Raw genomic sequence first — 24,066 nt, forward strand, 5'->3', positions numbered from 1 at the left:
GCCCCACACCCACGGGAGCGCCCGTCACCCCGCTCCCCTGGGTTGTCCCCCGCTGTCACCCCGCCCAGCTTTGAGCCCATGAGCTCTCTCACCGTGGCGGAAGCGCTCGTTCGTGTGCTCATCGAGGCGGGGGCCGAGCGCATCTACGGCGTCGTGGGCGACAGCCTCAACCCCATCACCGACGCCGTGCGGCGCAGCGACGGAAAGCTGCGGTGGGTCCACGTGCGCCACGAGGAGGCGGGGGCCTTCGCCGCGTCCGCCGAGGCGCAGCTGAGCGGCAAGCTGGCGGTGTGCGCGGGCAGCTGCGGCCCGGGCCACCTGCACCTCATCAATGGCCTCTACGACGCGCACCGCAGCTACGCGCCCGTGCTCGCGCTCGTCTCGCACATCCCCAGCGAGCAGATCGGCACGTCCTACTTCCAGGAGACGCACCCGGAGCTGCTCTTCCGCGAGTGCAGCCACTTCTGCGAGATGGTGGCCAACCCCAAGCAGGCCCCGCGCCTGTTCCGGCTCGCCGCGCAGACGGCGCTCGCGAAGGGCGGCGTGTCCGCGGTGGTGGTGCCCGGGGACGTGGCCGCGCTCGAGGCCGGCGAGGACGTGCCCTCCACCTTCGCCACCGAGCGCCCCGTGGTGCGCCCGGCCGACGCGGAGCTGGACCGGCTCGCCGAGCTGCTCAACTCCGCCTCGCGCGTGACGGTGTTCTGCGGCAGCGGCTGCCGGGGCGCCCACGCGGAGGTGCTCGCGCTGGCGAAGCGGCTCCAGTCGCCCGTGGGCCACGCGTACCGGGGCAAGGAGTGGGTGGCCTACGACAACCCCTACGACGTGGGCATGACGGGCCTGCTCGGCTTCGGCGCCGCGTACGAGGCCATGCACGCCTGCGACGTCCTGCTGCTGCTGGGCACCGACTTCCCCTACGACGCGTTCATGCCCGTCAAACCCCAGATTGCCCAGGTCGACGTGCGGCCGGAGCACCTGGGGCGCCGCTCGCGGTTGGACCTGGGCGTCTGCGGCGACGTGCGCGAGACGCTGCGCGCGCTGCTGCCCCGCCTGGAGCAGAAGGAGGACCGGCGGCATCTCGAGGGCGCGCTGGAGGAGCTGGCCAAGGCGCGGCGCAAGCTGGACACGCACGTGCGCAACGTCGGCTCGCACCGCCCGCTGCATCCGGAGCTGGTGGCGTCGGTGCTGGACGAGGTGGCCGCCAAGGACGCCGTCTTCACCGTGGACACGGGCATGTGCAACGTGTGGTCGGCGCGCTACCTCCACGCCACGGCCGAGCGGCGCATCATCGGCTCCTTCACCCACGGCTCCATGGCCAACGCGCTGCCCCAGGCCATCGGCGCGCAGCTCCTGTACCCGGGCCGGCAGGTCATCTCCATGTCCGGCGACGGCGGCTTCGCGATGCTGATGGGGGACTTCCTCACGCTGGCGCAGTACGAGCTGCCGGTGAAGGTCGTCATCTTCAACAACAGCTCGCTGGGCATGGTGAAGCTGGAGATGCAGGTGTCGGGCTACCCGGACACGCAGACGGACCTGGTGAACCCCAACTTCGCGAAGCTGGCGGAGGCGGTGGGCGTCATGGGCCAGCGCGTGGAGGCGCCCGAGGACCTCCGGGGCGCCTTCGAGCGCGCGCTCGCCCACCCGGGGCCCGCGCTGGTCGACGTGGTCACGGACCCGCACGCGCTCTCGCTCCCGCCTCGCGTCACCATCAAGCAGGCGGCGGGCTTCGCGCTGGCCATGACGAAGCTCGTCTTCAACGGCGACGGCGGCGAGGTGGTGGACACGGTGCAGGCCCACCTGCGGCACTGACAGGGCCCCCCGTCACTCCAGGGTGGCCAGGAACGGCTGGCCGTTCGCCTCGCACCACTGGCGGTAGGACTCCAGCCGGTCCGCGGGCGTGACGTGCCGCGAGACCTGGCCGTCCGCCGTCAGGTACTCCACGCCGCCGCGCGTGTGGATGAGCAGCACGAGCGGCTCGGGGCCCGTCACCCGCCAGCTGTCGACGTTGCCGGCCGGCTCGTAGACGTAGCCCCCCGGGCCAATCACCTCGCCCGTGTCCAGCAGCTCGCGGGAGCCGGAGAGGTTGAAGGCGTGCGACTCGCCGGTGTGGCGGTGCGGGGGAATGACGGTGCCGGGCTCCAGGCGAAAGAGGTACATCCAGCCCGCACCGTCCTTGAAGAAGCGCAGCGGCTTGAAGGAGAGGCCCGGGGAGGTCATGGGAATCCAGGGCATGCGCTCGGCGTGGACCGGCTGCGAGGCGTACGAGGACGAAGGCGTGGGGCTCATGCGGTCTCCTTGAGGAAGTGCCGACAGGGTGCCCCGTCCCTGGCCCTCTCACGGTGCCAGGACCGACGAATCTCGTTGGGCCAATCCGTGGTAGGTCTGGGCCATGGACCTGCATGTCGACCTGACGGAGCGCAGGGACCTCGCGGGGCAGGTCTACCGGGGCCTGCGAGCGCGGGTCCTCGACGGACGGCTGCGGGACGGTGAGCAGGTGCCCCCCTCGCGGGAGCTGGCCCGGCGGCTGGGCATCTCCCGCAACACGGTGAGCGTGGCCTACGAGTGGTTGATGGCGGAGGGCCTGCTCGTGAGCCGGGGTCGCGCCGGGAGCTTCATCCAGAACGCACCTCGGGAGCGCGGCGCGCGCGCGAGGGCCTCCCAGGGCGTGGAGTTGCGGCCTCGCGCGGTCTGGCGCGGGCTGCCCGCGCCCCCCGTGCCCGTCCCCGAGACGCCGTACGACTTCCGGGTGGGCTATCCGGATGCGTCGCTGTTCCCCTTCGACGCCTGGCGCCGGCTCATGGCCCGACAGTGGCGCGCCTCCGCGGCGGGCCCCGCGTACGCGGACCCGGCCGGCCATCCGGAGCTGCGCGAGGCGGTGGCCCGCCACGTGGGTGTCTCGCGAGGCGTCACCGCGGACGCGTCCGACGTGCTCATCACCCACGGCGCGCAGCAGGCCCTGGACCTGGTCGGCCGGGTGCTGCTCGAGCCCGGGGATTGCGTCGCCATGGAGGAGCCCGGCTATCCGCCCGCGCGCGCGTTGTTCCAGTCGCTCGGCGCGAGCGTGGTGCCGGTGCCCGTGGACGCGGAGGGGCTCGACGTGAGCCGCCTGCCGGACGACACGCGCGCCGTCTACGTCACCCCGTCCCACCAGTTCCCGCTGGGCATCGTCATGTCCCCGGCGCGTCGCAAGGCGCTGCTCGACTGGGCCCGGCGCCGCGACGCGGTGGTCATCGAGGATGACTACGACAGCGAGTTCCGCTTCGGCGGCCGTCCGCTGGAGACGCTCCACGGCCTGGACCGCTCGGGCCGGGTGCTCTACGTCGGCTCGTTCTCCAAGGTGCTGCTGCCCTCGCTGCGGCTGGGCTTCCTCGTCGCGCCGCCCTCGCTCCGGCGGGAGCTGCGGCTGGCCAAGCAGGTGACGGACTGGCACAGCCAGCTCCCCGCGCAGGGGGCGCTCGCGCGCTTCATCGACACGGGCGCGCTGGCAAGGCACCTGCGCAAGACGCGGCGCGAGTACGAGCAGCGACACACCCGACTGGCCGAGGGCCTCGCGCGCCACTTCGCGGACACGCTCGAGCTGCTCCCCTCCGTCGCCGGTCTGCACCTGTGCGCCACCTTCACGCGGGGCGGCGCGCGGCTGGAGAAGGAGCTCACCGCCAGGGCTCACGCGGCGGGCGTCGGCGTCGAGTCGCTCTCGCGCTACTTCATGGGAGCCCCCACCCGCCATGGCTGGGTGCTGGGCTACGGCGGCGTGACGGTGGAGCGCATCGACGAGGGGCTCCGGCGCCTCCGGGCGCGGCTCCACGAAGGACGCTAGCCCGCCTCACTTCCAGACGGTCGGCGGCGGACCTTCGTCGGGTTTGTCCATCTTCACGATGCAGAAGCGATGGCCCGTGGGCGCCTCCATGACCCACCAGCGCTTCACCCAGCCGATGCGCCTCGCTCCCAAGGCCTCCAGGCGCGCGGCCTCGGCGTCCTGGTCATCCGCCTCGATGTCCAGGTGGACACGGGAGGGGTGGGTGACCCGCTGCAGCCCGACGCTCAGCCCCGCGGCAGTGCCCTCGAGGCCCACGTACTCGGAGGTCTCCCCGACTTCGTGCCCCCCCACCGGGAGCCCCAGCGCCTGGCTCCAGAAGGTGGCGGCGGAGAGCAGCTCCCCCGTCTCGCAATCGATGATGAGGCCCGAGAGACGACTGCGGTGCGCCATGACGCCCTCCGCTCGATGAGGTTCCCGCGCAATCTGACAACGCCCCAGGCACCGGTCTACCCCCGCCGGCTTTCGTCCGGGACGCCGCCGCCTTGATACTCCTTCAATGGTCCCGTGGATTCTCCCCAGCGCGTTGCTCGTCGTGGCTCTCGGCGTCCTGCCGCCCTTCTGGTTCGCGCGGAACAGGCCCGGCTACAGCCACGTGAGGAACACCCTCAGCGAGCTGGGTGAGACGGGCGCCCCGGGGGCCGCCCGCGCGGGGTGGCTCGGCTTCGCGCCCGCGGGCCTGGCCGTCCTGGGTTTCTGCGCCCTGCTCCACGCGTACCTCACCGCCCAGGGCGAGGGGGGCACCGGGGCCGTGCTGCTGTCGCTGCTGGGCGTCAGCTACGTGGGCGCCGCCGTGTTCCCTTGTGACGCGGGCGCGCCGTTCTGGGGCACGTGGAAGAACCAGATGCACAACCTGGTAGCGGGCCTGGGCTACTTCGGCGCGGGCGGCGGCCTCATCGAAATGGAGCGCGTGTTCGAGGACGTGCCGGCGCTCACCTCGCTCTCCCCGGTGACGGGCGCGCTGGGCAAGCTCGTGCTGCTCGGCATGGTGGGCCTGTCCTTCGACTCCCCGGTGCGAGGGCTCCTCCAGCGCGCGGTGGAGGCGCTCGTGTTCGGATGGATGGTGGCCGTGGGAGTGTGGCTGATGCTCGCCCACTGAGCACGGCCATCGCCCCATGAGGAGGGGCAGGCGGGCGACGGGCGCGGCATCGCCCTTGCCACGCAAGTCCACTGCCGGATTCCACGCGGCCCCAAGGACTGGGTGCCCTGCCCAACCGCTCCGGTCGTCACCAGTTCCCATGGTGCTCGATGGCCGGAGCCACAGGGGGGGGCATGGGGGAAGTCAACGACGAGTCGGTGCAGGTGCCATCGGCGACGCGGTCTTCTCGCCTGCCGGGCTTCCACCAACGCAGCATGGAGGAGCGCTGGCGCGAGCTGGCGCTGCGCGGAGACCTCACGCCCGAGGAGCTGCGCGTGCTGTGCGCGCTGGACGCGCCGCACCTCGACGTCGTCAACCAGATGATCGAGAACGCCGTCGGCGTGTTCGCCCTGCCCCTGGGCCTGGGGCTGAACCTCACCGTCAACGGGCGCGACCACCTGGTGCCCATGGTCGTGGAGGAGCCGTCCGTCATCGCCGCGGTATCCCTCGCCTCGAAGCTGGTGCGCGACGCAGGCGGGTTCCTCGCCGAGGCGAACACCTCGATGATGATTGGCCAGGTGCAGCTGACCGGCTACGGCGACCCGGAGCTCGCTCGCGCCCGGCTGCTCGCGGGGAGGGAGCAGCTGCTCGCGCTCGCCAACAGCTTCCATCCCTCGCTCGTGAAGCGCGGCGGTGGCGCGTGTGACCTGCAGGTCCGCATCCTCCCCGCGCCCGAGGGCCCCCACGCGGAGCCGCTCCTCATCGTCCACCTGCTGGTGGACACCCAGGAGGCCATGGGCGCCAACCTCATCAACACCATGGCGGAGGGCATCGCGCCGCTCGTCGAGCAGCTCACGGGGGGACGGGTGTATCTGCGCATCCTCTCCAACCTCGCCGACCAGCGACTGGCGCGGGCCTCCTGCCGCCTCCCCGTGGCGTCGCTGTCGGGGCTGGGCATGTCCGGCGAGGACATCGCGGAGGGCATCCTCCAGGCGGGTCGCTTCGCCCGGGCCGACCCCTACCGCGCCGCGACGCACAACAAGGGCGTGATGAACGGCATCGACGCGGTGGCCATCGCCACGGGGCAGGACTGGCGCGCCATCGAAGCCGGTGCGCACGCCTATGCATGCCGGGAGGGCCACTACGGCCCCCTGACGAACTGGACGATGGAGGATGGGCACCTGGTGGGCCGCATCGAGCTGCCGCTGGCGCTGGGCCTGGTGGGGGGCCCCATCAAGTTGCACCCCGGCGCGCAGCTGGGGCTGAAGCTGCTGGGCGTGAGCACCGTGCGCGAACTGGCCATGGTGTTCGCGGCGGTGGGCCTGGCACAGAACCTGGCGGCGGTGCGCGCGCTGGGCTCGGTGGGCATCCAGAAGGGCCACATGGCCATGCACGCCCGGTGCGTCGCGGTGACGGCGGGCGCTCGCGGCGCGGACGTGGAGAAGGTGGTCCGGCTACTGATGGAGCGCGGCAACATCAAGGTGGAGACGGCGCGCGAAATCCTCGCCTCCCTCCAGGCCCCCTCGCCCCCATGAGCGCGGAGACGACGTCCCCCTCCCTGTTCGCCCGGCTCGCCCTGGGCGTGCATCGGCACCGGCGGGCGGTGCTGGTGGGCGCTGTCGTGTTCCTGCTCGCGGCCATCGGGGTGCTGAGCCGAGGCGGTCACCTCACCACCGGCACCATCGACGGCATCGAGGCCGCGCGCGCCGAGGCCCTGGCCCGGCCCGCCACGGCGGGCTCCACGGACCAGACGCTGGCCGTCATCTTCCACCACGACACCTGGACGGCGAAGCAGCCGCGCTTCACCCAGGCGATGACGGACGTGCTCGAGCGCGTGCGGCGGCTGCCGGAGGTGGAGTCGGTGGTGTCCCCGGTGGGCGCGCCCGAGGCGCTGGGCGCGCGCTTCGTGTCGGCCACGGGGCACGACGTGCTGGCGCTGGTGCGCTTGAAGGGCGGGGAGCGCGAGGCCGTGGCCGCGTTCCCCGCCGTGCGCGCGGCCCTGGATGACCCGCGGCTGGAGACGACGCTGACGGGCAAGGTGGCCTTCCTCGCCGCGCTCAACCAACTGCTGGAGCACGACCTGCTGCGCGCGGAGCTCATCTCGTTCCCGCTGGCGCTGCTGGTGCTCCTGTGGGTGTTCCGCACGGTGGTGGCCGCGATGCTGCCGCTGGTGGTGGGCGGGCTCGCGGTGCTCTGCGGCGTGGCGGGGGTGCTGCTGCTCTCGCGCGTCACGAACATGGCGCAGTACACGCTCAACGTGGTGTCGCTCATCGGGCTGGGCGTGGCCATCGACTACTCGCTCTTCATCGTGAGCCGCTTCCGGGGCGAGCTCGCCGAGGGCCTGTCGACGGAGGCCGCGCTGGTGCGCACGCTGGACACGGCCGGGCGCGCGGTGGCGTTCTCGGGCCTGGCCGTCACGGTGGGCCTTTCGGGGCTGCTCTTCTTCCACGGCTCGTACCTGAGCGCCATGGGCCTGGGCGGCGCGCTCGTCGTGGCCTTCGCGGTGCTCTTCGCGCTCACCGTGCTGCCCGCGCTCTTGTCCTGGCTGGGGCCCCGGGTGGACAAGGGGCGGCTGCCCTTCGGGCGCGGCACGGGGCCCGTCGGCGTGTGGCACGCGCTGGCCACCTGGGTGATGAAGCATCCGTGGCTGGTGCTGCTGCCCACGCTCGCGCTGCTGCTCGCCATGGGGTTGCCCTTCCGACGTCTGGAGCTGGCCGCGACGGACATCACCGCGCTGCCTCCTGGCACCGAGGCCCGGCAGGGCGCGCAGACGCTGGCGCGGCTGTTCCCACGCGAGGCCGCCACGCGCGTGCTGGTGGCGGTGGAGTTCCCTTCCGGGGATGCGCTCACGGCCGAGCGAAGCGCCGCCCTCTTCGACGCGAGCCGGCGCATGGCCGCGCTGCCCGGCGTGGTGGGCGTGGAGAGCGCGGTGGACCTGTCGCCCGGCCTGGACAAGGCCACCTATCAGCAGATGGCCGCCGCGCCCCCGGAGCTGCTGCCCGCCGAGGTGCGCGCCGCTCGCGAGGCGTACCGCGCGGGCAGCGTCGCCGTGCTCCAGGTGCTCACGTCCGCGCCGCCCAGCAGCCACCAGGCGCGGGAGCTGGTCCGGGCGCTGCGCCAGGAGCGCACGGTGGGGGACGGGACGCTCCTCGTGGGCGGACAGACGGCCACGGACGTGGACGCGACGGAGTTCCTCAAGGAGAACACGCCGGCCGCGGTGGGCTTCGTGATGGGGATGACGTGCATCGTGCTCTACGTGCTGCTGCGCTCCGTCGTGCTGCCGCTCAAGGCGCTGCTGATGAACCTGCTGTCGCTGGCGGGCTCGTTCGGCGCGCTGGTGTGGATATTCCAGGAGGGGCACCTGCACCGGCTCCTGCGCTTCGAGCCCGGGCCCATCGAGCCGTCGCTGCCCATCCTGTTGTTCTGCGCCTTGTTCGGGCTGTCCATGGACTACGAGGTGCTGCTGCTCAGCCGCATCCGCGAGGAGTGGCTGCGCACGGGTGACAACACCCACGCGGTGGCCGAGGGCCTGGAGCGCACCGGTGGGCTCATCACCAGCGCGGCGGCCATCATGGTGGCCGTCTTCGCGGCGTTCGCGCTGGCCTCGGTGGTGGTGGTGAAGGCGATGGGGTTGGGCATGGCCATCGCCGTGGCGCTGGATGCCACGCTGGTCCGGGTGCTCATCGTCCCCGCGATGATGCGGCTGATGGGGGACTGGAACTGGTGGGCGCCCGGAGCGAGGGGACGGGGGGAGAGGCGATGAGCGCACGGGACATCGCGTGGGTGGCGGCGGGAGCGGCGGCGCTGGGCGTGCTGGCCCACGGACACCGGGGACTGATGGCGGGCGTGCGACGGCGCCGCGCGCCCCCCACCGCCCCCTTCGAGCCACCGTCGGTGACGCTCATCCGTCCCATCCGGGGACTGGATGTGGAGGCGCGCGAGAACGTCCGCGCGTTGCTCGCCCTGGACTACCCCGGCGAGTGGGAGGTGCTCCTCGTCTTCGACAGCGCCGAGGACCCCGCCTTCGCCATCACCCAGGACGAGCTGGGTCGTCATCCGACGCGCGCGAAGCGGGTGGAGCTGCTCGTGGCGGGAGAGCCGCCGCCGGGGATGACGGGGAAGCTCAACGCCATGCAGCTGGGCGTGTCACGCGCCCGGGGCACGCTCTTGGCCTTCAGCGACTCCGACACGCGGCCCGAGCCGGGCGTGCTCACGGCGCTGGTGGGCGCGCTGCTGGAGGACGCGCGCACGGGCGCCACGTTCGCGCCCGTGTACGCGGCGGCCAGGGCGCCCCTCGCGGGGGACGTGGGCTACGGGCTGCTGGTGAATGCCTGGTACGGCGCGTCCGTGGCGCGCGCGGCGGAGCCCGACGGCGCCCTGCCCTTCATCATGGGCCAGCTGATGGTGTTCCGTCGGGAGGCGCTCCAGGACATCGGCGGCGTGGGCTCGGCCGCCGGCCAGTTCGTGGATGACATGTACCTGGGGCGCAGGCTCCACGAGGCGGGGTGGAAGAACCGCGTCATCCACGCGCCCCTGCGCATCGTCACGGGGAACCTGGAGCTGAAGGCCTTCCTGCGCATCTTCCGGCGCTGGGTGCTCTTCTCGGAGGCGGGGCTCCCCTGGAGCTTCGCGCGCCCCAACTGGGTGCGCGGGGTGATGGGTTGGCTTTCGTGGGGGGGCCTGGCGGCGGCCGTCGGTCGTCGGGCCTGGGGACACGCGGCCGCGGCGGCGCTGCCCATCGGCTTCTCCGTGTGGAGCCAGCTGCGGCTGCAGCGGGCCTGCCATGGGCCGCGCGTCTCCCCCCGACACTACTGGGTGCCGGCGGTGCTGCCGCTGCTGGGCGCGGGCGTGGCGCTGTCCGCGCGCGTGTCACGCGACGTGGACTGGCGGGGCCGGAGCTACCGGTTGGATGCGCGGGCGGCCCTGGGTGACGCGCTGCCCGCGCGGACGAGCCCCTAGGCGGAACGGCGGACGCGGCGATGCCACCAACTTCCCACCTGCTCCAACGTACTCGCCACGGCGCCCCGCAGCGGTGGCCCGGCGGAGCGAAGCAGCGGCACGGCCGCGCGTGCACGGACGTCCCGCCGCCGCCCCGGCCGCAACGTCACCAGCGCGTGGCCGACGACGCAGAGGTATTCGCGCGCGAGCACCCGCATGCGCGACTCCTCGGACGAAAGCAGGGACATGGAGACGCGGGCGCCTCGCGGGCTGTGCTCCCAGTAGCGCAGGAGCCCTCGCCGCAGGGCCCGCATGCCCGCGTCCTGCCCCGCGCAGGCGTCGTAGAGCGACGCGGCGAGCTGGACGCGGGTGCGCTGCGCGGGCCGCCGCTCGCAGGCATAGCGCTCCAGGGCCCGGGGGATGTCCTCGGGGTGGTGGCGCAGCGCCCGCTGGAGCGCTCGCGCGTCATCGAAGCACGAGGCCATGCCGCTCCCGGTGAGCGGGTGGCAGCAGGACGCGGCGTCGCCCACGAGCACGGCGCTCCCCTTCCACACCGTCCGCGACAACCGGTCGTCGTTGGAGGCCATGCGGGGTGTCGCGCTCGCGTCCAGCGCCCGTCGGACCTCCGCGCTCAGCGCGGATGGCAACGTGGCCAGCCATTCCGGGCGCTCCCGCAGCGTCTGGGCGGTGCTGCCCAGGGGGAGGTCCACCATCACCCGCGCCACGTCCGGCTGGATGGCATAGGCCAGCGCGTACAGCGGCCCTCCGACGAACTGATGTCCATGGTCGGGGCGCGGCAGGCAGGCGCTGTCCACGGTGAGCCCCAGCATGGTGGAGATGCGCGTGAAGCGCTCGGAGATGCCCAGCATCCGCCGCACGGGCGACGCGCGCCCGTCCGCGGCCACCAGCATCCGGGCGCCCACCGCGTGCTCGACGCCTTCGTGGAGGAAGCGCAGCCGGACACCGCGCGCGTCGTTGTGCTCCACCGACGTCACGCGGGAGCGGGCCTGGACGGTGACGCCCGGCCGCCGGGCCACGGCCCGCAGCAGCGGCTCGGTGAGCTCGGCGTGCTCGAGCGACATGCCCGTGGCGCCTCGCGCATAGGGCAGGACGACGGTGCGGGCGGGCGCGGCGAAGAAGACGGCGAAGCCTCGCACGGGGCGCGACGTCCAGCCTTCGACGACGTCACCGAAGCCCAGCTCCCGCAGCGCGCTCACGGCGGTGGGGTGCAAGAGCTCCCCCGACAGTTGTCGGTGCCGGTCCACGCCCGCGTCCACCAGCAGGACGGACCGCCCCAGTTCGGCGAGCGCCGCCGCCGCCGCGCACCCCGCGGGGCCGCCGCCCACCACCACCACATCGAAGTCCCAAGGGCCTCCCATGACGCAACAACTGCGCATGGCCCCGGCCCGACGCAGAGGAGCAACCATGGTCGCCCATGAAGAGTCGTTCTGCCGAGCGGTGCTGCCCCGGGTCTCCCGGACGTTCGCGCTGAACATCCCCTTGCTACCTCCTCCCCTGGACCTCGTCGTCACGGTGGCCTACCTGCTCACCCGCATCGCGGACACGGTGGAGGATGAAATCCAACGGCCCCGGCAGGAGGAGCTGTTCGCCGCGCTGGCGGACCTGGTGCGCCTGGAGCCGGGCTGGGAGGCTCGCGCCCAGGCCTTCGCCCGCCTGGCGGGAGACGAGTTCCTGCCCGACGCGCCCGAAGCGGAGGTGGAGCTCATCGCGGGGACCTTCTCCGTGCTGAAGACCCTGGCCTCGCTCCCTCCCTGGGCCCAGGCCCCCCTGCGCCGCTGCGTGCGCATCATGACCCACGGGATGAGCCAGGTTCAGCGCAGGCACGGCGGCGGCGAGTCGGTGCTGGGGTTGCCCGACCTCCAGACGACGCTCGCCTACTGCTACTACGTGGCGGGCGTGGTGGGCGAGATGCTGACGGAGCTCTTCATCGCGCACGCCCCCACCCTCGACGAGCGCGCGCGGGCGCAGCTGCGCTCCAGGGCCATCATGTTCGGCGAGGCGCTGCAGCTCACCAACATCCTGAAGGACGTGCGCGAGGACCTGGACCAGGGGCGTTGCTGGCTGCCGCTGGACCGGATGGCGCTGCACGGCCTGGAGCCCGCGACGCTGGCCCGCCCCGAGCTGCGCGCCCAGGCGATGGCGCTGCACTCGGAGCTGGTGGTGATAGCGCGCAGGGCGTTGGACGAGGCGCTCGAGTACACGCTGGCGCTCCCGCAGAGCGAGCCGGGCCTCCGGCTGTTCTGCCTCTATCCCCTGTTCTTCGCGGTGACGACGCTCAACCTCGTGGATGGCAACCCCGCGGTGTTCGACACCACGCCCTTGAAGCTCAGCCGGGAGGTGGTGCTGCGGCTCATGCTGCTCACGCAGGAGCGGGTGGCCTCGGACTCGGCGCTGCGGGCGCTCTTCGCGGAGTGCTCGCGCGTGCCCTCGGAGGTGGAGGCGGCGAGATGACGCGACAGGCGCGCGAGGTGCTGATGCGGACCCAGGAGGCGGATGGCTCCTGGAAGGGTGACTACAGCGGCCCGCTGTTCCTGAGCCCGCTGTACATCATCGGCCTATACGCGATGGAGCGGGCGCCCGACGCGCCGCTGGCAGACGGGCTGCTCTCCTACTTCCGAGCCCACCAGAACGAGGACGGTGGCTGGGGGCTCTCGCCGGAATCTCCGAGCCGGGTCTTCACGACGGTGCTCACCTACGTGGCGCAGCGACTGCTCGGCGTCGAAGCCGACGACCCGGACCTCGTGCGCGCGCGGGCCTGGCTCCTGCCTCGCGGCGGACCGCTGGGCAGCGGCTCCTGGGGCAAGGCCATCCTCGCGCTGCTGGGCCTCTACGAATACGAGGGGCTCACCCCCACCCCACCGGAGCTGTGGCTGCTGCCCAAGGCGCTGCCGTTCCATCCCTCCAGGATGTGGTGCCACTGCCGCATGGTGTACCTGCCCATGGGCTGGCTCTATGGACGCAAGGCGCGCGTGCGGCAGACGCCCCTGCTGGCCGAGCTCAAGCGCGAGCTGTACCCGGTGCCCTACGAGTCCGTGGACTGGAAGGCGGCGCGCCAGCGGGTGGCCGACACCGACGCGTACACCCCGCGCAGTCCCTGGCTGCGCGCCGCGAGCCGCGTGCTCGGGCTCTATGAGCGGCTGCACTCCAAGCGCCTGAGGGCCCGCGCGCTGGAGGAGTCGCTCGAGCAGATTCGCGGCGAGGACCTGGCCACGCACTTCATCTGCATCGGCCCCATCAACAAGGTGCTCGACGCCGTGGTCTGGCACCTGGCCCGCCCCGGCGGTCCGGAGGTCCACGCCCACCTCGAGCGCCTGCCGGACTATCTCCAGTGCACACCGGAGGGCGTCACGTTCAACGGCTACAACTCCTCCCAGCTCTGGGACACCGCGTTCGCCATCCAGGCGCTGGTGGCCTCGGGCGCGGACCGCGCGCTGGACACGCTCGCGCGCGCGAGCCACTTCGTGGAGTCGCAGCAACTGCTGGAGGACTCACCCCGGCCCGAGCGCTTCTACCGCCACCCGAGCCGTGGCGCCTGGCCCTTCAGCACGCGCGAGCACGGCTGGCCCATCAGCGACTGCACCGCGGAGGCCGTCAAGGCGTGTCTCTTGCTGGAGCCACTGGGACTCAACCGCGTGCCGCGCGAGCGACTGGCCCAGGCCGTGGAGTTCATCCGCTCCTTGCAGAACCGCGACGGTGGCTGGGCCACCTATGAGCCGACACGGGCGCCGCGATGGCTCGAGCGCATCAACGCCTCGGACGTGTTCGCCAACACGATGGTGGACCTCAGTCACGTCGAGTGCACCTCCGCCTGTGTCCAGGCCCTCGTCGCCTGGAGGAAGGTCCAGCCCGAGGCCCCCGTGGAGGAGGCCATCACCCGGGGGCTGGAGTTCCTGCGGCGCACGCAGCGCGAGGACGGGAGCTGGGAGGGCGCGTGGGGCGTGTGCTTCAGCTATGGCACGTGGTTCGGCGTGACGGGGCTCGTGGCCGCGGGGGCCTCCCGAGAGGATCCAGCGCTGCGCCGGGCGGTGCGCTTCCTGGAGGAGCACCAGCGCGAGGACGGCTCCTGGAGTGAGACCCTCCAGGGCTGCCGGGAGCGGCGCTGGGTGGACGGCCCCACCGGACACGCGGTGACGACGTCGTGGGCCCTGCTGGCGCTCTTCGCCTGCGGCGAGGCCGATTCGAGGGCCACGCGCCGGGGCGTGGCGTGGCTGCGCGCGCGCCAGGGCGCCGATGGCCGCTGGCCCCGGGAGCCGCTGGCGGGCGTCTTCAACCGCACCGGCGGCATCCACTACGACACCTATCTGCGCACCTTCCCGCTGTGGGCCCTGTCGCTCGCGGAGCGCGCGCAGCGCCGCGCCTTCCCGCCCATCCAGGTTCTCACGCTGCCGCCCCTGGAGCCGGGGAGCCTGTCGCCCTAGCTCACAGCGGCTGGGCCTCGATGCCGGCGTCGTTCATCGAGTGGACGACGAAGAGCGTCAGGCCCGGGTTGAGGAACAGGTTGCGGAACTCATCGGACGACAGGGAGTGCACCGCCCAGCGCACGGCCGACTCGGCGTACCCGAGCGCCCGCGGCGAGGGGACGAACCGGAGCGCGTCGGTCGCGGACTCGCGGGTCTGGAACACGGGGATGCCGCCCTTGGGCCCGGTCATCCACAACCCGGCGCGCTCCCCCGCGTCGTTCTGCGCCTCGAGGACGTGGTACGCCTGCCCTTCGGGAGGCAGGACGGACTCCACCCGCTTGAGCCGGTCCACGATGGTCTCGGCGGCTTCCTTCTTCGGCGCGTCTCCAGACATGGCGTCTCATCCTCACTGAGTTCATCGAGGCAGGGCTGTCGGCCCCTGCGTGCAGGGACCCTACACCACCTGGATGACAGCGGAGCGACGCGGGCGGGTGAGGGAGTCCGCCCTCCTTCCGCGTCATCTCCACACCCCCCACCTCCCGGGGGGCTGGAGACTTCGGAATGAGACACCCCTTGTTGCTATTACCCGTGCTCCTGGCCGTCGGAGCGGCCAGCGCCAACAGCCCGGATGGCCACCTGAGTCAGACGGCCCCCACGGGCAACACCGGCGGAGCCCTCGCCGTGACGGCGACAGGCCAGGCCGTGACCTCGATTCCCCTCCAGGTCCCTCCCGGCATCGGGGCCCTGTCCCCCTCCCTCAGCGTCAGCTACAGCAGCCACACCGAGAGCGGAGAGCTCGGCGTGGGGTTCTCGCTCGCCGCCACCTCGAGCATCAAGCGCTGTGGCCGCATCATGAGCGACGACGCCACGCTCCACCCCATCACCTTCCGGGACGAGGCGAACGAGAACCCACCCCAGTTCCCGGCGGACTGGCTCTGCCTGGATGGCATGCGGCTCATCGGACTGGAGAACAGCCTGAAGGTGGGCCGCGTCTACCGCAAGTACAACGACGACGGCAGCCGCGTCATCGCGAAGACCTCGTCCGATGGCCTGCCCGGCTTCGAGTTGCAACTGCCGGACGGCTCCAGCCACCTCTACGGCACGGACGACCCGAGCCGCGTCTACAGCTTCGACATGGACCCCTCGGGGGCCCCCATCAAGCTGCCCTATGAATGGAAGCAGACCCAGGCCCGGGACGCCCACGGCAACGTGATGACGTACCACTATGCCTTCACCGACAACTTCACCGACCCGCTGGGCACGCACTCGCGCCTGGACCACCGGTTGACTGAAATCCGGTACGTCAACAACACCCGCCGCGTCACCTTCCAGTACGAGCGCCTGCCGGAGCACGAGGTCTTCAACGGCTTCTTCTCGATGACCCGCTACCGGCACTCCTACCGGCTCAAGAGCATCTCGACCTTCGCCCCGTCGGCCGTCGCGACCGCGGGCCAGCGACTGGTGCGGCAGTATGTCTTCACCTACGCCAACAACACGTCGACGACGAAGCGCTCGCTGCTCCAGAGCCTCCAGGAGTGCGTCCAGGAGAACGGCGCCGCGGTGTGCAAGCGCGCCACCGAGTTCACCTGGCAGGCCGGGGGCTACTCCGGCAACATCCTCCTCGACGACAAGGACGCGGACTTCGCCTTCGACCAGAAGCTCTTCCCCGTGCACGGCATCCCCGAGGAGGACCACGAGGCCGTCTTCCAGTTGCTCCAGCTCGATGGCAACCAGGACGGGACCACGGACATCCTGGTGGCCCCCTGGTGGGAGGGCGGCAACCAGCCCCAGAACTGGAGCTTCTGGGCCATCCGTCCGTCGCCTCAGGAGTCGAGCATCGTCGACACCGGCATCCCCGTGAGGGCGCCGCAGCCGATTCCGCAGACCCCGGTCGAGGTCTGCGACCGCGAGAGGAAATGCCACACCTACCTGCTGCCCGGGGACGCGCTCTCCAGCGCGACCTTCGAGCTGGACGGCGACGACCGCACGGACGTCCTGGTGCCCCAGGGGGAGTACGCGGACCTCCCGATGATGTGGGGCTTCGCCCAGGGGTTCCAGGTCCTGCAGCAGACCCCGGGACTGCCCCAGGGCTTCACCGTCGCGGACACGTACATCCCCTCTCCACGCACCGCCTTGCTGGTCGCCCCGGGTGACTTCAACGGCGACGGGCTGTCGGACCTGATGGTGTGCGTCGAGAACGACGACCGCGGCCGCTACTTCGACGCGCAGAACGGCTCCGGGACGCTGCCCCCGGGGCTGGAGGGCTCGACGCTGTACCAGGGCCACTGGGTCTATCTGGAGAACAGGAGCTACCTCAATCCGTACACCTTCACGCCGGTGACGCTGACGGCCCACCCCTGCTCCGCCCTGGACAAGATCCACGTCATGGACTTCGACGGCGACGGCACGGACAACCTGCTGACCATCCGAGGCTACGACGGCAGCGGAAGCCACGCCGCCTCCCCGCCGGGCCACTGGCCTCCGCTGTGGGAGAACGGCTCCTGGTTCAGCCCCGCGCAGCTGCGCGGCAGGAACTACCAGGCCCTGGTCTTCCACACCCCGCTCGGCCAGCACACCACGGAGTTGGACTTCTACACCCGGAACACGGGCCTGCCGTTCGACTACTACCAGCGCCTGCACGCGGGCAACGGCGCCAACCGCGCCTGCCTGGACCAGTACGGCGCGCTGTGCCGGGGCAATGGCTTCGGCGCGGACAAGGTCGGTGACGTCAACGGCGACGGGTTCCCGGACGTGGTCCGCTACGAGTCCGAGGCCACGCTCGAGTCCAACGGCCTGAGCCCCTTCGTGAAGCCGGAGGGCGGCGCGCTGCTCCCCGACGTGGGCGTGGCGTGGGCGGGGCGCATCGAGGTGTGGCTCAACATCGGCGGTTTCTTCGTGCGCAGCCATGACTGGCTGCAGACGCTGGGCGCCACGTCGTTCCATGGACAGTTCCTGTCCGCGCACCTCGTCGACTGGGACCGCGACGGCAGCGACGAGCTCCTGATTCGCAACGGCGTCCCCTCGGACAGCAACGCCCAGCCCATGGTCATCGAGTATCCGCGTCAGGGCGGAGGCACGCTCGAGTGGAGCATGACGACCCTGCCGCCGCTGCCGTGGGTCCTGGACGAGCGCGCCCTGTCGCTCGGCGACTACAACGCCGACGGCTTGCTCGACGTTCTCGTGCGCACCCGCAACCCCGACAACGACAGCGACCCGTCCAACGACCCCTGGCTGCTCGACTTCCACGTCCGCCAGGGCGACGTGCCGGACTTGATGCAGCGCCTCACCAACGGCAACGGCGCGAGCTGGACGGCGCTCTACAAGCCCATGTCCGACCCGCACGTCTACCGCGAGGCCTTCGTCGCGTTCCCCGGCCTGGAGGATGCGGTGGCGAGCCGACGCGTCTTCGACACCCGCCCCCTGGTCTCCAGCCTGCTCTCACCCACGGGCATCTCCCCGACGGTCGGCTCGCGCAAGACCGACTACTTCTACAAGAACGCGCAGCAGCTGCTCCAGGGACACCAGTTCCTGGGCTTCGAGCATCGCAACATCAAGAACGACGCGGCCACGGGCCCGGACGCGCCGCCCCTGGACTTCCTGGACCTGCGCCTCGAGACGTATTCGACGCGCACCGCGAACATCAATCACAACGGCCGGGTCGCGCCCCACGCCGGCAAGCTGCTCCAATCCCTCTCCCTGCGCAAACAGATAGACAGCCAGGACGGCGCGCTCGCCGTCCTCACGGAGAACCAATACACGTTCGTCCCCAGGGCGGACTTCCATGGCGACCCGGACTGGCAGGTCAACCCCAACTGGTTCGGCCCCTGCGGCTACCAGTACGACCAGAGCCTGTGCGCGTCCTACTTCTTCTCCTCCCTGACGCGCGCCACCGAGGTGCGGGCCTTCGAGCAGTTCAACTCCTGGCTCCTGACGTATGGCGGGCTGTCCTGGACTGCGCTGACGCCCGCGCAGTTCGCGGACATCGCCCACGCGGATGCGCAGCAAGGCATCCTCCCGCTCAAGCACACCCGGCGGGGATACTCCACGTTCCCCGATGCCCAGAACCCGAACTACCACCACGACTACGACGAACTGGGCTTCCCGACGCGCTTCTACTCCGAGGACGTGGGCTCCGGCGCGCGCTATGAGACTGACTTGAAGTACGACCACCGGCTCGGCGTGTGGCAGCTGGGCCTGGTGCTCGAGGAGAAGGTCACCCATCGGCTCCCCGGCACCACGCCGGCGTCCAAGACGCGTACGGTCCAGACCACGTACACGGCCCTGGGAGATCCCGACGTCGTCACGGTGGAGCCCACCCTGGCGGAGTACCGCTACACCACGCGCCATGGGTACGACAGCTTCGGCAACGAGACGGCCCTCCAGGTGTCGGACGCCGAGGGCAATGACCGCAACCTCACCCTCCAGTACGGCACGGACGGCGTCTTCCCCATCTCCTTCACGAACGGGCTGGGGCACACCGCCACGCGCCGCTGGGAGCCGGGCATGGGGCTGGTCCTCTCCTCCACCTCACCGGACGGCGTGAAGTCCATCAGCGACTTCGACGGCTTCGGGCGTCCGACGTTCAGCCAGGTCTGGAGCCAGAACACGGCGATGACGCCGGGCACGTCCATCACCTATGAGCCCCTGCCCTTCATGCCCCCGAGGGTCATCGTCGAGGCCCCCGGCCTGGGCATTTCGGAGACCACCTTCGACACGCTGGGCCGTCCGGTCCAGTCCGTCAGCAAGGGCTTCAAGGGCCAGTACGAAATCTTCAATTATGCCCAGTACGACGACCGGGGCCGCCTGGTGCGCGTGTCCCAGCCGGCGAAGACGGGCGAGTCACCCTTGTGGACCCACCTGACCTATGACGTCCGCGACCGCCTCGTCGAGCGCGCCACGCCCGGCGACATCGAGGGGGTCATCAAGACGCGCTGGGTTCACGAGGGCCTGAAGACGACGCAGATCGACCCCGACGGCAACCAGACGTGGCTGTTGTCCGACACGCGCGGCAACGTCGTGCGCTCGGCGGATGGCCACAAGGCGGACGCCCCGGGCACCGCGACGCAGATGTGCTACCGCTACGGCCACTTCGAGGGCCTGAACCGGATGGAGCCCTGCACGCCGACGGCGCTGCGCGCGCCGACGCAGTTCAAGCTGGACCTCTACAACCGGCGGCTGGCGCTGACCGAGAAGCAGACGGGGTTGCAGACCTTCGACTACGACCCGCTCGGGCAGCTGCGCAGCTCGGTCGATGCGAAGGGCCAGACGCTGGTCTACGAGTACGACGACCTGGGCCGCCCCATCTCCATCCTGGATTCGAAGGGAGGGAGCACGACGTGGGCCTACGACGTGAGCCGCCCAGGCTTCCTGCACCAGTCCGTCTCCCGTGACGGACACTCGAAGACGCATGTGTACGACGGGTTCGGCAGGCCGACCGCCACGGACTGGACCCTCAACGGCGAGGTCTTCCGACTCCAGACGGCCTACGACACGTTCGGCCGGCCCCAGAGCCTGCGCTACCCGACGGACCTCGTCGTGACGATGCAGTACGACGACTTCGGCAACCTGCTGCGCCTCAAGGGCTTCGACGACCCCTCCGTGGGCTTCGACCTGTGGGAGCAGCTCCGCGCGGACCCGTATGGTGGCGTTCATGAGGCGCTCTTCGGCAATGGCGTCGTCTCCACGCGCACCTTCGATGCGAACACGGGGCGGCTCGAGTCGATCCGCTCGGTCTTCCAACCCCAGGGCGCCGCCACCACGGTGCAGGACCTGCGACTGGAGTGGACGAAGGCCATGGACCTGCGCAAGCGGCTCGACGCCATCAACAACCAGAGCGAGACCTTCCGCTACGACGCGAAGCACCAACTGCTCGGCACCCAGGCCAAGAAGGGCGCCGTCACCCAGGATGCGACGTTCGTCTATGACGCCTTCGGCAACCTGCAGGAGCGCCCGGACGTCGGCGCGTACACCTATCAGGACGAGCGCCTCCAGACCGCCGGGGCCACCGCGTTCTGGTACGACGACAACGGCGCGATGATTGCCCGTTCGGTCAATGGCATCAACACGGCCTTGACGCACGACCCCCTCGGCCGTGTGACGTCCATCTTCAGCCTGCCCACCTACGAGCTGAAGTTCGGCTACGACGCGGATGGAGACCGGGTGCGCCGCTTCGACGCCCAGAGCGGGCTCGAGACGCTGACGCTCGGCGGGTGGTACCGCCGCGAGCGGAACGTGAACACGCCGCTGACGCCGGCGCGGCACACGCACCTGGTCAAGGTCGGCGGAGACACCATCGCGGAGCTGGAGCGGACCTACAACAGCCAGGGCAACATCGTCACCTCCGCCAACCGCTTCCTGCTGCCGGACGAGCTGGGGTCGACGGCGCTCGTGACGAACCACGCGGGGGCGGTGGTGGAGCGGCGCAGCTACACCGCCTGGGGCCAGCCCAGGGATCCACTCGACTGGACGCAGACCACGCTGTTCAGCACCGCCTCCCTGGTCACCCGGGGGTTCACGGGCCATGAGGGCCGCGATGACGGCGGCTTCACGTTCATGCGCGGGCGGATGTACGACGCGTCGGTGGGGCGCTTCATCAGCCCCGACCCCATCGTCCAGGCGCCCTTCAAGCTCGCGGACCTCAACCGCTACAGCTACGCCTGGAACAACCCGGTGAGCGTGACCGACCCCACCGGCCTCTGCGAGGAGGGCGCTTGGAGTGGCCCCGGCACCGTCGGAACGGGCGGTGGGCTGTCCGTCCGCGTCCCCGGAGGGTGTGGCGGGGGCTCGGGCAACGGGAGCAGCGACCCGCTCATCCCCGAGCACGGTGGTGACGACGGGCCCGGCTCCGGCGGCGGAGGTGGCGGCAACGGCTCTCCCTCGCTCACGCCGGGCAACCCCGAGCACGAGTATGCCCAGTCGAACCCGAGCGTCGATTCGGTCCCGGTGCCCTCCGGCGAGGCGGCGGCGGGGCCCATCCAGGTCCAGCGCGACACGACCTCCTTGTCCAAGCGCCAGCGCAGGGCCTCCGCCGCGCTGGCGCTGGCCCGACGGTCGTATGAGCTGACCCGGGATGCGTATGACCAGGCCAGGAAGCTGGCACCGCTGGAGCACGCCATGCGTGGGCTCACGCTCGACATCGAGCGATTCGACGAGCGCGCGCTCCAGATAGGGCGAGCGCTGAATGGCCTCTTCACCAGGGCGCAGAAGGAGCTGGAGGAGCGCGCCATCCGGCAGCAGGAGGCGGCCCGGGAGCGCCGGCGGTTCAATCGCAAGTTCGCACACGGGGCACGCTGGGTGGGCCTGGGCCTGGCCATCGCCTCCGGTGGCGCCGGCGGAGGGCTCCTGGCGTTCGGCTTGGGGTTCGCGGGCGTGGAGTTGAGCGTCTTCACACAGCTCATCACCGAAGACAGCAGCCACCCCTCCACCGCGTCGACCCTTGGCGGCGCGGCCGGGACCGCCGCCGACGGGGTCGCCGATGCCATGAGTCCCCTCTCCCGATTCGGAGGGATGCTCAAGAACTTCGGCGCCCGCATGTCCATCTACGGCTACGTCCAGTTCGTGACCGATGAGACCATGGAGTGGCTCACCCCCGAGGAGTGAGCCGGGCTGGCCACCCGCCCCGTCGGCGCCCGCTCAGATGTTGATGCGGGAGCTGACGGTGCGGATGTCCAGGCCCAGCGCGGCGAAGTCGGCGGCGTGCGCGCGCAACAGCTCCACGAAGCGCGGATGCACGTCCGCCTCCTCGTTCGACAGCAGGTAGCCGTAGCTCGTCTTGGACAGCATCCACGAAATCCACAGCATCTCCGTGGCCTCCTCGGGAGGCGGCGCCACGTCGTGGTCCGCCTCCGTCGACAGCGCGCCGTCCCTGCCCCAGCGCAGGCCCAGGCACGCGTAGAGCACCTCGCCCGCGTCGTCCCACTGGAGGTTGTTGGCCCACGCGTGGCGGAAGGTCGCGAAGAAGATGACGTAGCGGCACAGCTGCTGGAGCGCCTCCAGCTCGCCGGACTGGGGCGTGTCCGTGAGCGTCACCGGGCTGACGGCCTTCGCCACGGGCTCCGTGACCTTCGCGTCCAGGTCCATGCGCTCGGAGCGCACGAACCACGGCGCGCTCTTGCCCGGCACCGTCGCGCGCAGGTAGCGGCACACGAAGGCGGGAGCCGAGTGCGCCACCAGGTCGTCCGAGAAGCGCCGCACCTCGAGCCACTCGGCCGCGAGCGCCTGGGCATGCTCCGCGAAGAAGGCGCTCACGTGCTCGCCCAGCAAGCGCCAGAACAGGTTCGCCGCGCGGGCGTAGCGGTGTGACTCGCAGATGGGCGGCGCGGGCGCGAAGCCCTTCCAGTCATAGCTGCCCATCAGGTGCAAGAGCCGCGTCTCCACGCTCCGCTCGGTGAGCGCGCTGGCGCGGGTGATGTAACCCCGGGGCCCCACGAGGAAGCCGTTGGCGGAGTGGTTGATGAGCACCACCTCCCGCAGGTGCGGCATCAGGAGCCAGCGCAGCGGGCTGCGCCGCAGGTTGCGATGCGCGGCGATGGCGTACTGCTCCACGTTGAAGTGGCACTGGCCCAGGTGGTTGCCCAGCTCCGTCTCCAGCGTCGCGCTCACCCGCGCCATCCGCTTCGCGGCCTCCCAGCCCGGGCCATCCGCGGGCGTGTAGCTCCGCCGCGTCACCGGCGCGCCCGCCTGCTTCACGCCCGGCTCACGCATGCCCAGGATGATGCGCGTGGGCAGAAGCCGCCCCTCCTCCAATCGCAGACGCACGTCCACGTCGGGGAGGCAGTGCTCGCCATCCTGCTCGTAGGCGTTCCATGGGAAGTACAGCCGGAAGGCCGCCTTGTCCCCCGGCGCCTCCGGGTCTCCATCCATGAGCGTGGAGAACATGCCGTTGAGCAATCGCTCACCGAAGAACGCATCCGTGCGCGTGGAGCCCGGCGACTCGCGCTCCATCCGCACCGTCATCGCCTCCGGGTAGTCCGCCTGGATTTTGTCCAGCCCCGGCGCCTGTCCCAGCTTCCCCTGGAGCAGGTGGCGTCGCTTGACGAGCTCGATGGGCGCCACCGCCTTGAGCATCGCCAGCGCGCGGCCCGGCGCGTACGCCGTGGGCGGCGTGCCCTCCTCCGTGACGAGCAGCCGCGCCAGCGGCGTGGAGGTGTCGTATTCCCAGTACGGCAGCTTCAGCGTGCCGAAGTCGTGGTGGAGCCCACCATGGTCATCCGGCCCTTTCTCCGAGCCGATGCGCCGCCACGTCTCCACCACCTGCCCATCCGGACGGAAGCTGTGCTGGGGCTCGAAGAAACGCACCTCCAGGTCCGGCAGGTCCCCTTCGCCCGCGTCGGCCGGGTCATAACGCACACGGAAATACCCCTCCGGGTCCGTGAAGCCCTCGCCCAGGAAGTCATCCGGCGAGCCGAAGTCCCGATCCCACAGCTCCACCTTGATGTGGTGCAGGGCCTTGGGACCGCCGGGCCCCTCCTGCTCGAACACCAGACGCCCCACGGCGACCGCCGGGAGCGCGGCCTCATCCCGCGCGGGACGGCTCGCGCGCACGCGCGGGCCCAGCTCCCGGCTGATGGCCAGACGCTCCTCGATCGCCAGCCCCGCGTACCACCGGGACAGCTCCTGGGCGTCGAGCACTTCGTTGCGTGGGCTCTCGCGTCCCTTGAATCCGAGAGAACCCATCCATCGGCGCAGCACCGCGAACATCATCCCCATCCCCATGTCACGGGCCCACGAGGCCACGTGTCTGTCATCAGCCCGACCGCTCCGGGAGTCGCTCGCACGCCCACTCGCCACACGCCCAGGCCCATCCGTGCGCTGCGCGA

At 71.2% G+C, this 24,066-nt stretch carries 14 protein-coding genes; 9 read left to right on the plus strand and 5 right to left on the minus strand.

What is annotated here, in order from left to right; all coding sequences use genetic code 11:
- Positions 1–78 precede the first annotated feature (78 nt).
- Positions 79–1,806 (plus strand): ubiquinone-dependent pyruvate dehydrogenase, encoded by a 1,728-nt coding sequence (poxB, locus tag VZQ01_RS05470; RefSeq protein WP_426747060.1) that lies wholly within the window; start codon positions 79–81, stop codon positions 1,804–1,806.
- Positions 1,807–1,818: 12 nt separating this feature from the next.
- Here the strand turns inward: poxB and VZQ01_RS05475 are convergent, their stop codons facing one another.
- Positions 1,819–2,283 (minus strand): cupin domain-containing protein, encoded by a 465-nt coding sequence (locus VZQ01_RS05475; RefSeq protein WP_223785052.1) that lies wholly within the window; start codon positions 2,281–2,283, stop codon positions 1,819–1,821.
- A 103-nt stretch (positions 2,284–2,386) separates the two neighbouring features.
- Here VZQ01_RS05475 and pdxR point away from each other — a divergent pair, with 103 nt between their 5' ends.
- Complete coding sequence (gene pdxR / locus VZQ01_RS05480) at positions 2,387–3,814, plus strand: MocR-like pyridoxine biosynthesis transcription factor PdxR (RefSeq protein ID WP_223785051.1); 1,428 nt, start codon at positions 2,387–2,389, stop codon at positions 3,812–3,814.
- 6 nt (positions 3,815–3,820) lie between these two features.
- On the opposite strand, the gene VZQ01_RS05485 is transcribed toward pdxR, so the two are convergent.
- The gene (locus VZQ01_RS05485) at positions 3,821–4,204 is read right to left on the minus strand and encodes a VOC family protein (RefSeq protein WP_426747062.1); all 384 of its coding nucleotides are present in this window, start codon (positions 4,202–4,204) and stop codon (positions 3,821–3,823) included.
- A gap of 106 nt (positions 4,205–4,310) precedes the next feature.
- Here VZQ01_RS05485 and VZQ01_RS05490 point away from each other — a divergent pair, with 106 nt between their 5' ends.
- The 4 genes from VZQ01_RS05490 (at position 4,311) to VZQ01_RS05505 (ending at position 9,848) form a co-directional block, all read left to right on the plus strand.
- A complete protein-coding gene (locus tag VZQ01_RS05490) occupies positions 4,311–4,910 on the plus strand; it encodes a DUF998 domain-containing protein (RefSeq protein WP_426747063.1) in 600 nt (199 codons plus the stop codon).
- A gap of 173 nt (positions 4,911–5,083) precedes the next feature.
- Positions 5,084–6,424: a hydroxymethylglutaryl-CoA reductase, degradative gene (locus VZQ01_RS05495; protein ID WP_426747064.1), complete on the plus strand. Its 1,341-nt coding sequence runs from the start codon at positions 5,084–5,086 to the stop codon at positions 6,422–6,424.
- Positions 6,421–8,652, plus strand: a complete 2,232-nt coding sequence (locus tag VZQ01_RS05500; protein ID WP_426747065.1) for an MMPL family transporter — start codon at positions 6,421–6,423, stop codon at positions 8,650–8,652. The genes VZQ01_RS05495 and VZQ01_RS05500 overlap by 4 nt, the downstream gene beginning before the upstream one ends.
- Positions 8,649–9,848, plus strand: coding sequence for a glycosyltransferase family 2 protein (locus tag VZQ01_RS05505; RefSeq protein ID WP_426747066.1), 1,200 nt, complete (start codon positions 8,649–8,651; stop codon positions 9,846–9,848). The genes VZQ01_RS05500 and VZQ01_RS05505 overlap by 4 nt, the downstream gene beginning before the upstream one ends.
- Here the strand turns inward: VZQ01_RS05505 and VZQ01_RS05510 are convergent.
- Positions 9,845–11,206: an FAD-dependent oxidoreductase gene (locus VZQ01_RS05510; RefSeq protein WP_223785047.1), complete on the minus strand. Its 1,362-nt coding sequence runs from the start codon at positions 11,204–11,206 to the stop codon at positions 9,845–9,847. The two genes, VZQ01_RS05505 and VZQ01_RS05510, sit on opposite strands and share 4 nt — an antisense overlap.
- A 46-nt stretch (positions 11,207–11,252) precedes the next feature.
- Between VZQ01_RS05510 and VZQ01_RS05515 the strand changes: the two genes are divergently transcribed.
- Complete coding sequence (locus VZQ01_RS05515; RefSeq protein WP_426747067.1) at positions 11,253–12,299, plus strand: phytoene/squalene synthase family protein; 1,047 nt, start codon at positions 11,253–11,255, stop codon at positions 12,297–12,299.
- Complete coding sequence (locus tag VZQ01_RS05520) at positions 12,296–14,266, plus strand: 2,3-oxidosqualene cyclase (RefSeq protein ID WP_426747068.1); 1,971 nt, start codon at positions 12,296–12,298, stop codon at positions 14,264–14,266. The genes VZQ01_RS05515 and VZQ01_RS05520 overlap by 4 nt, the downstream gene beginning before the upstream one ends.
- Position 14,267: 1 nt before the next feature.
- Here VZQ01_RS05520 and VZQ01_RS05525 read toward each other — a convergent pair whose 3' ends face one another.
- Entirely contained in the window at positions 14,268–14,642 is a 375-nt protein-coding gene (locus VZQ01_RS05525) for a hypothetical protein (protein WP_426747069.1), read from the minus strand.
- 179 nt (positions 14,643–14,821) lie between these two features.
- Between VZQ01_RS05525 and VZQ01_RS05530 the strand changes: the two genes are divergently transcribed.
- The gene (locus VZQ01_RS05530) at positions 14,822–21,847 is read left to right on the plus strand and encodes an RHS repeat domain-containing protein (RefSeq protein ID WP_426747070.1); all 7,026 of its coding nucleotides are present in this window, start codon (positions 14,822–14,824) and stop codon (positions 21,845–21,847) included.
- A 33-nt stretch (positions 21,848–21,880) separates the two neighbouring features.
- Here the strand turns inward: VZQ01_RS05530 and VZQ01_RS05535 are convergent, their stop codons facing one another.
- Entirely contained in the window at positions 21,881–23,923 is a 2,043-nt protein-coding gene (locus VZQ01_RS05535; protein ID WP_426747071.1) for a lipoxygenase family protein, read from the minus strand.
- Positions 23,924–24,066: the final 143 nt, after the last annotated feature.

Source organism: Myxococcus faecalis, assembly GCF_050039385.1.
Taxonomy (GTDB): Bacteria; Myxococcota; Myxococcia; order Myxococcales; family Myxococcaceae; genus Myxococcus; species Myxococcus fulvus.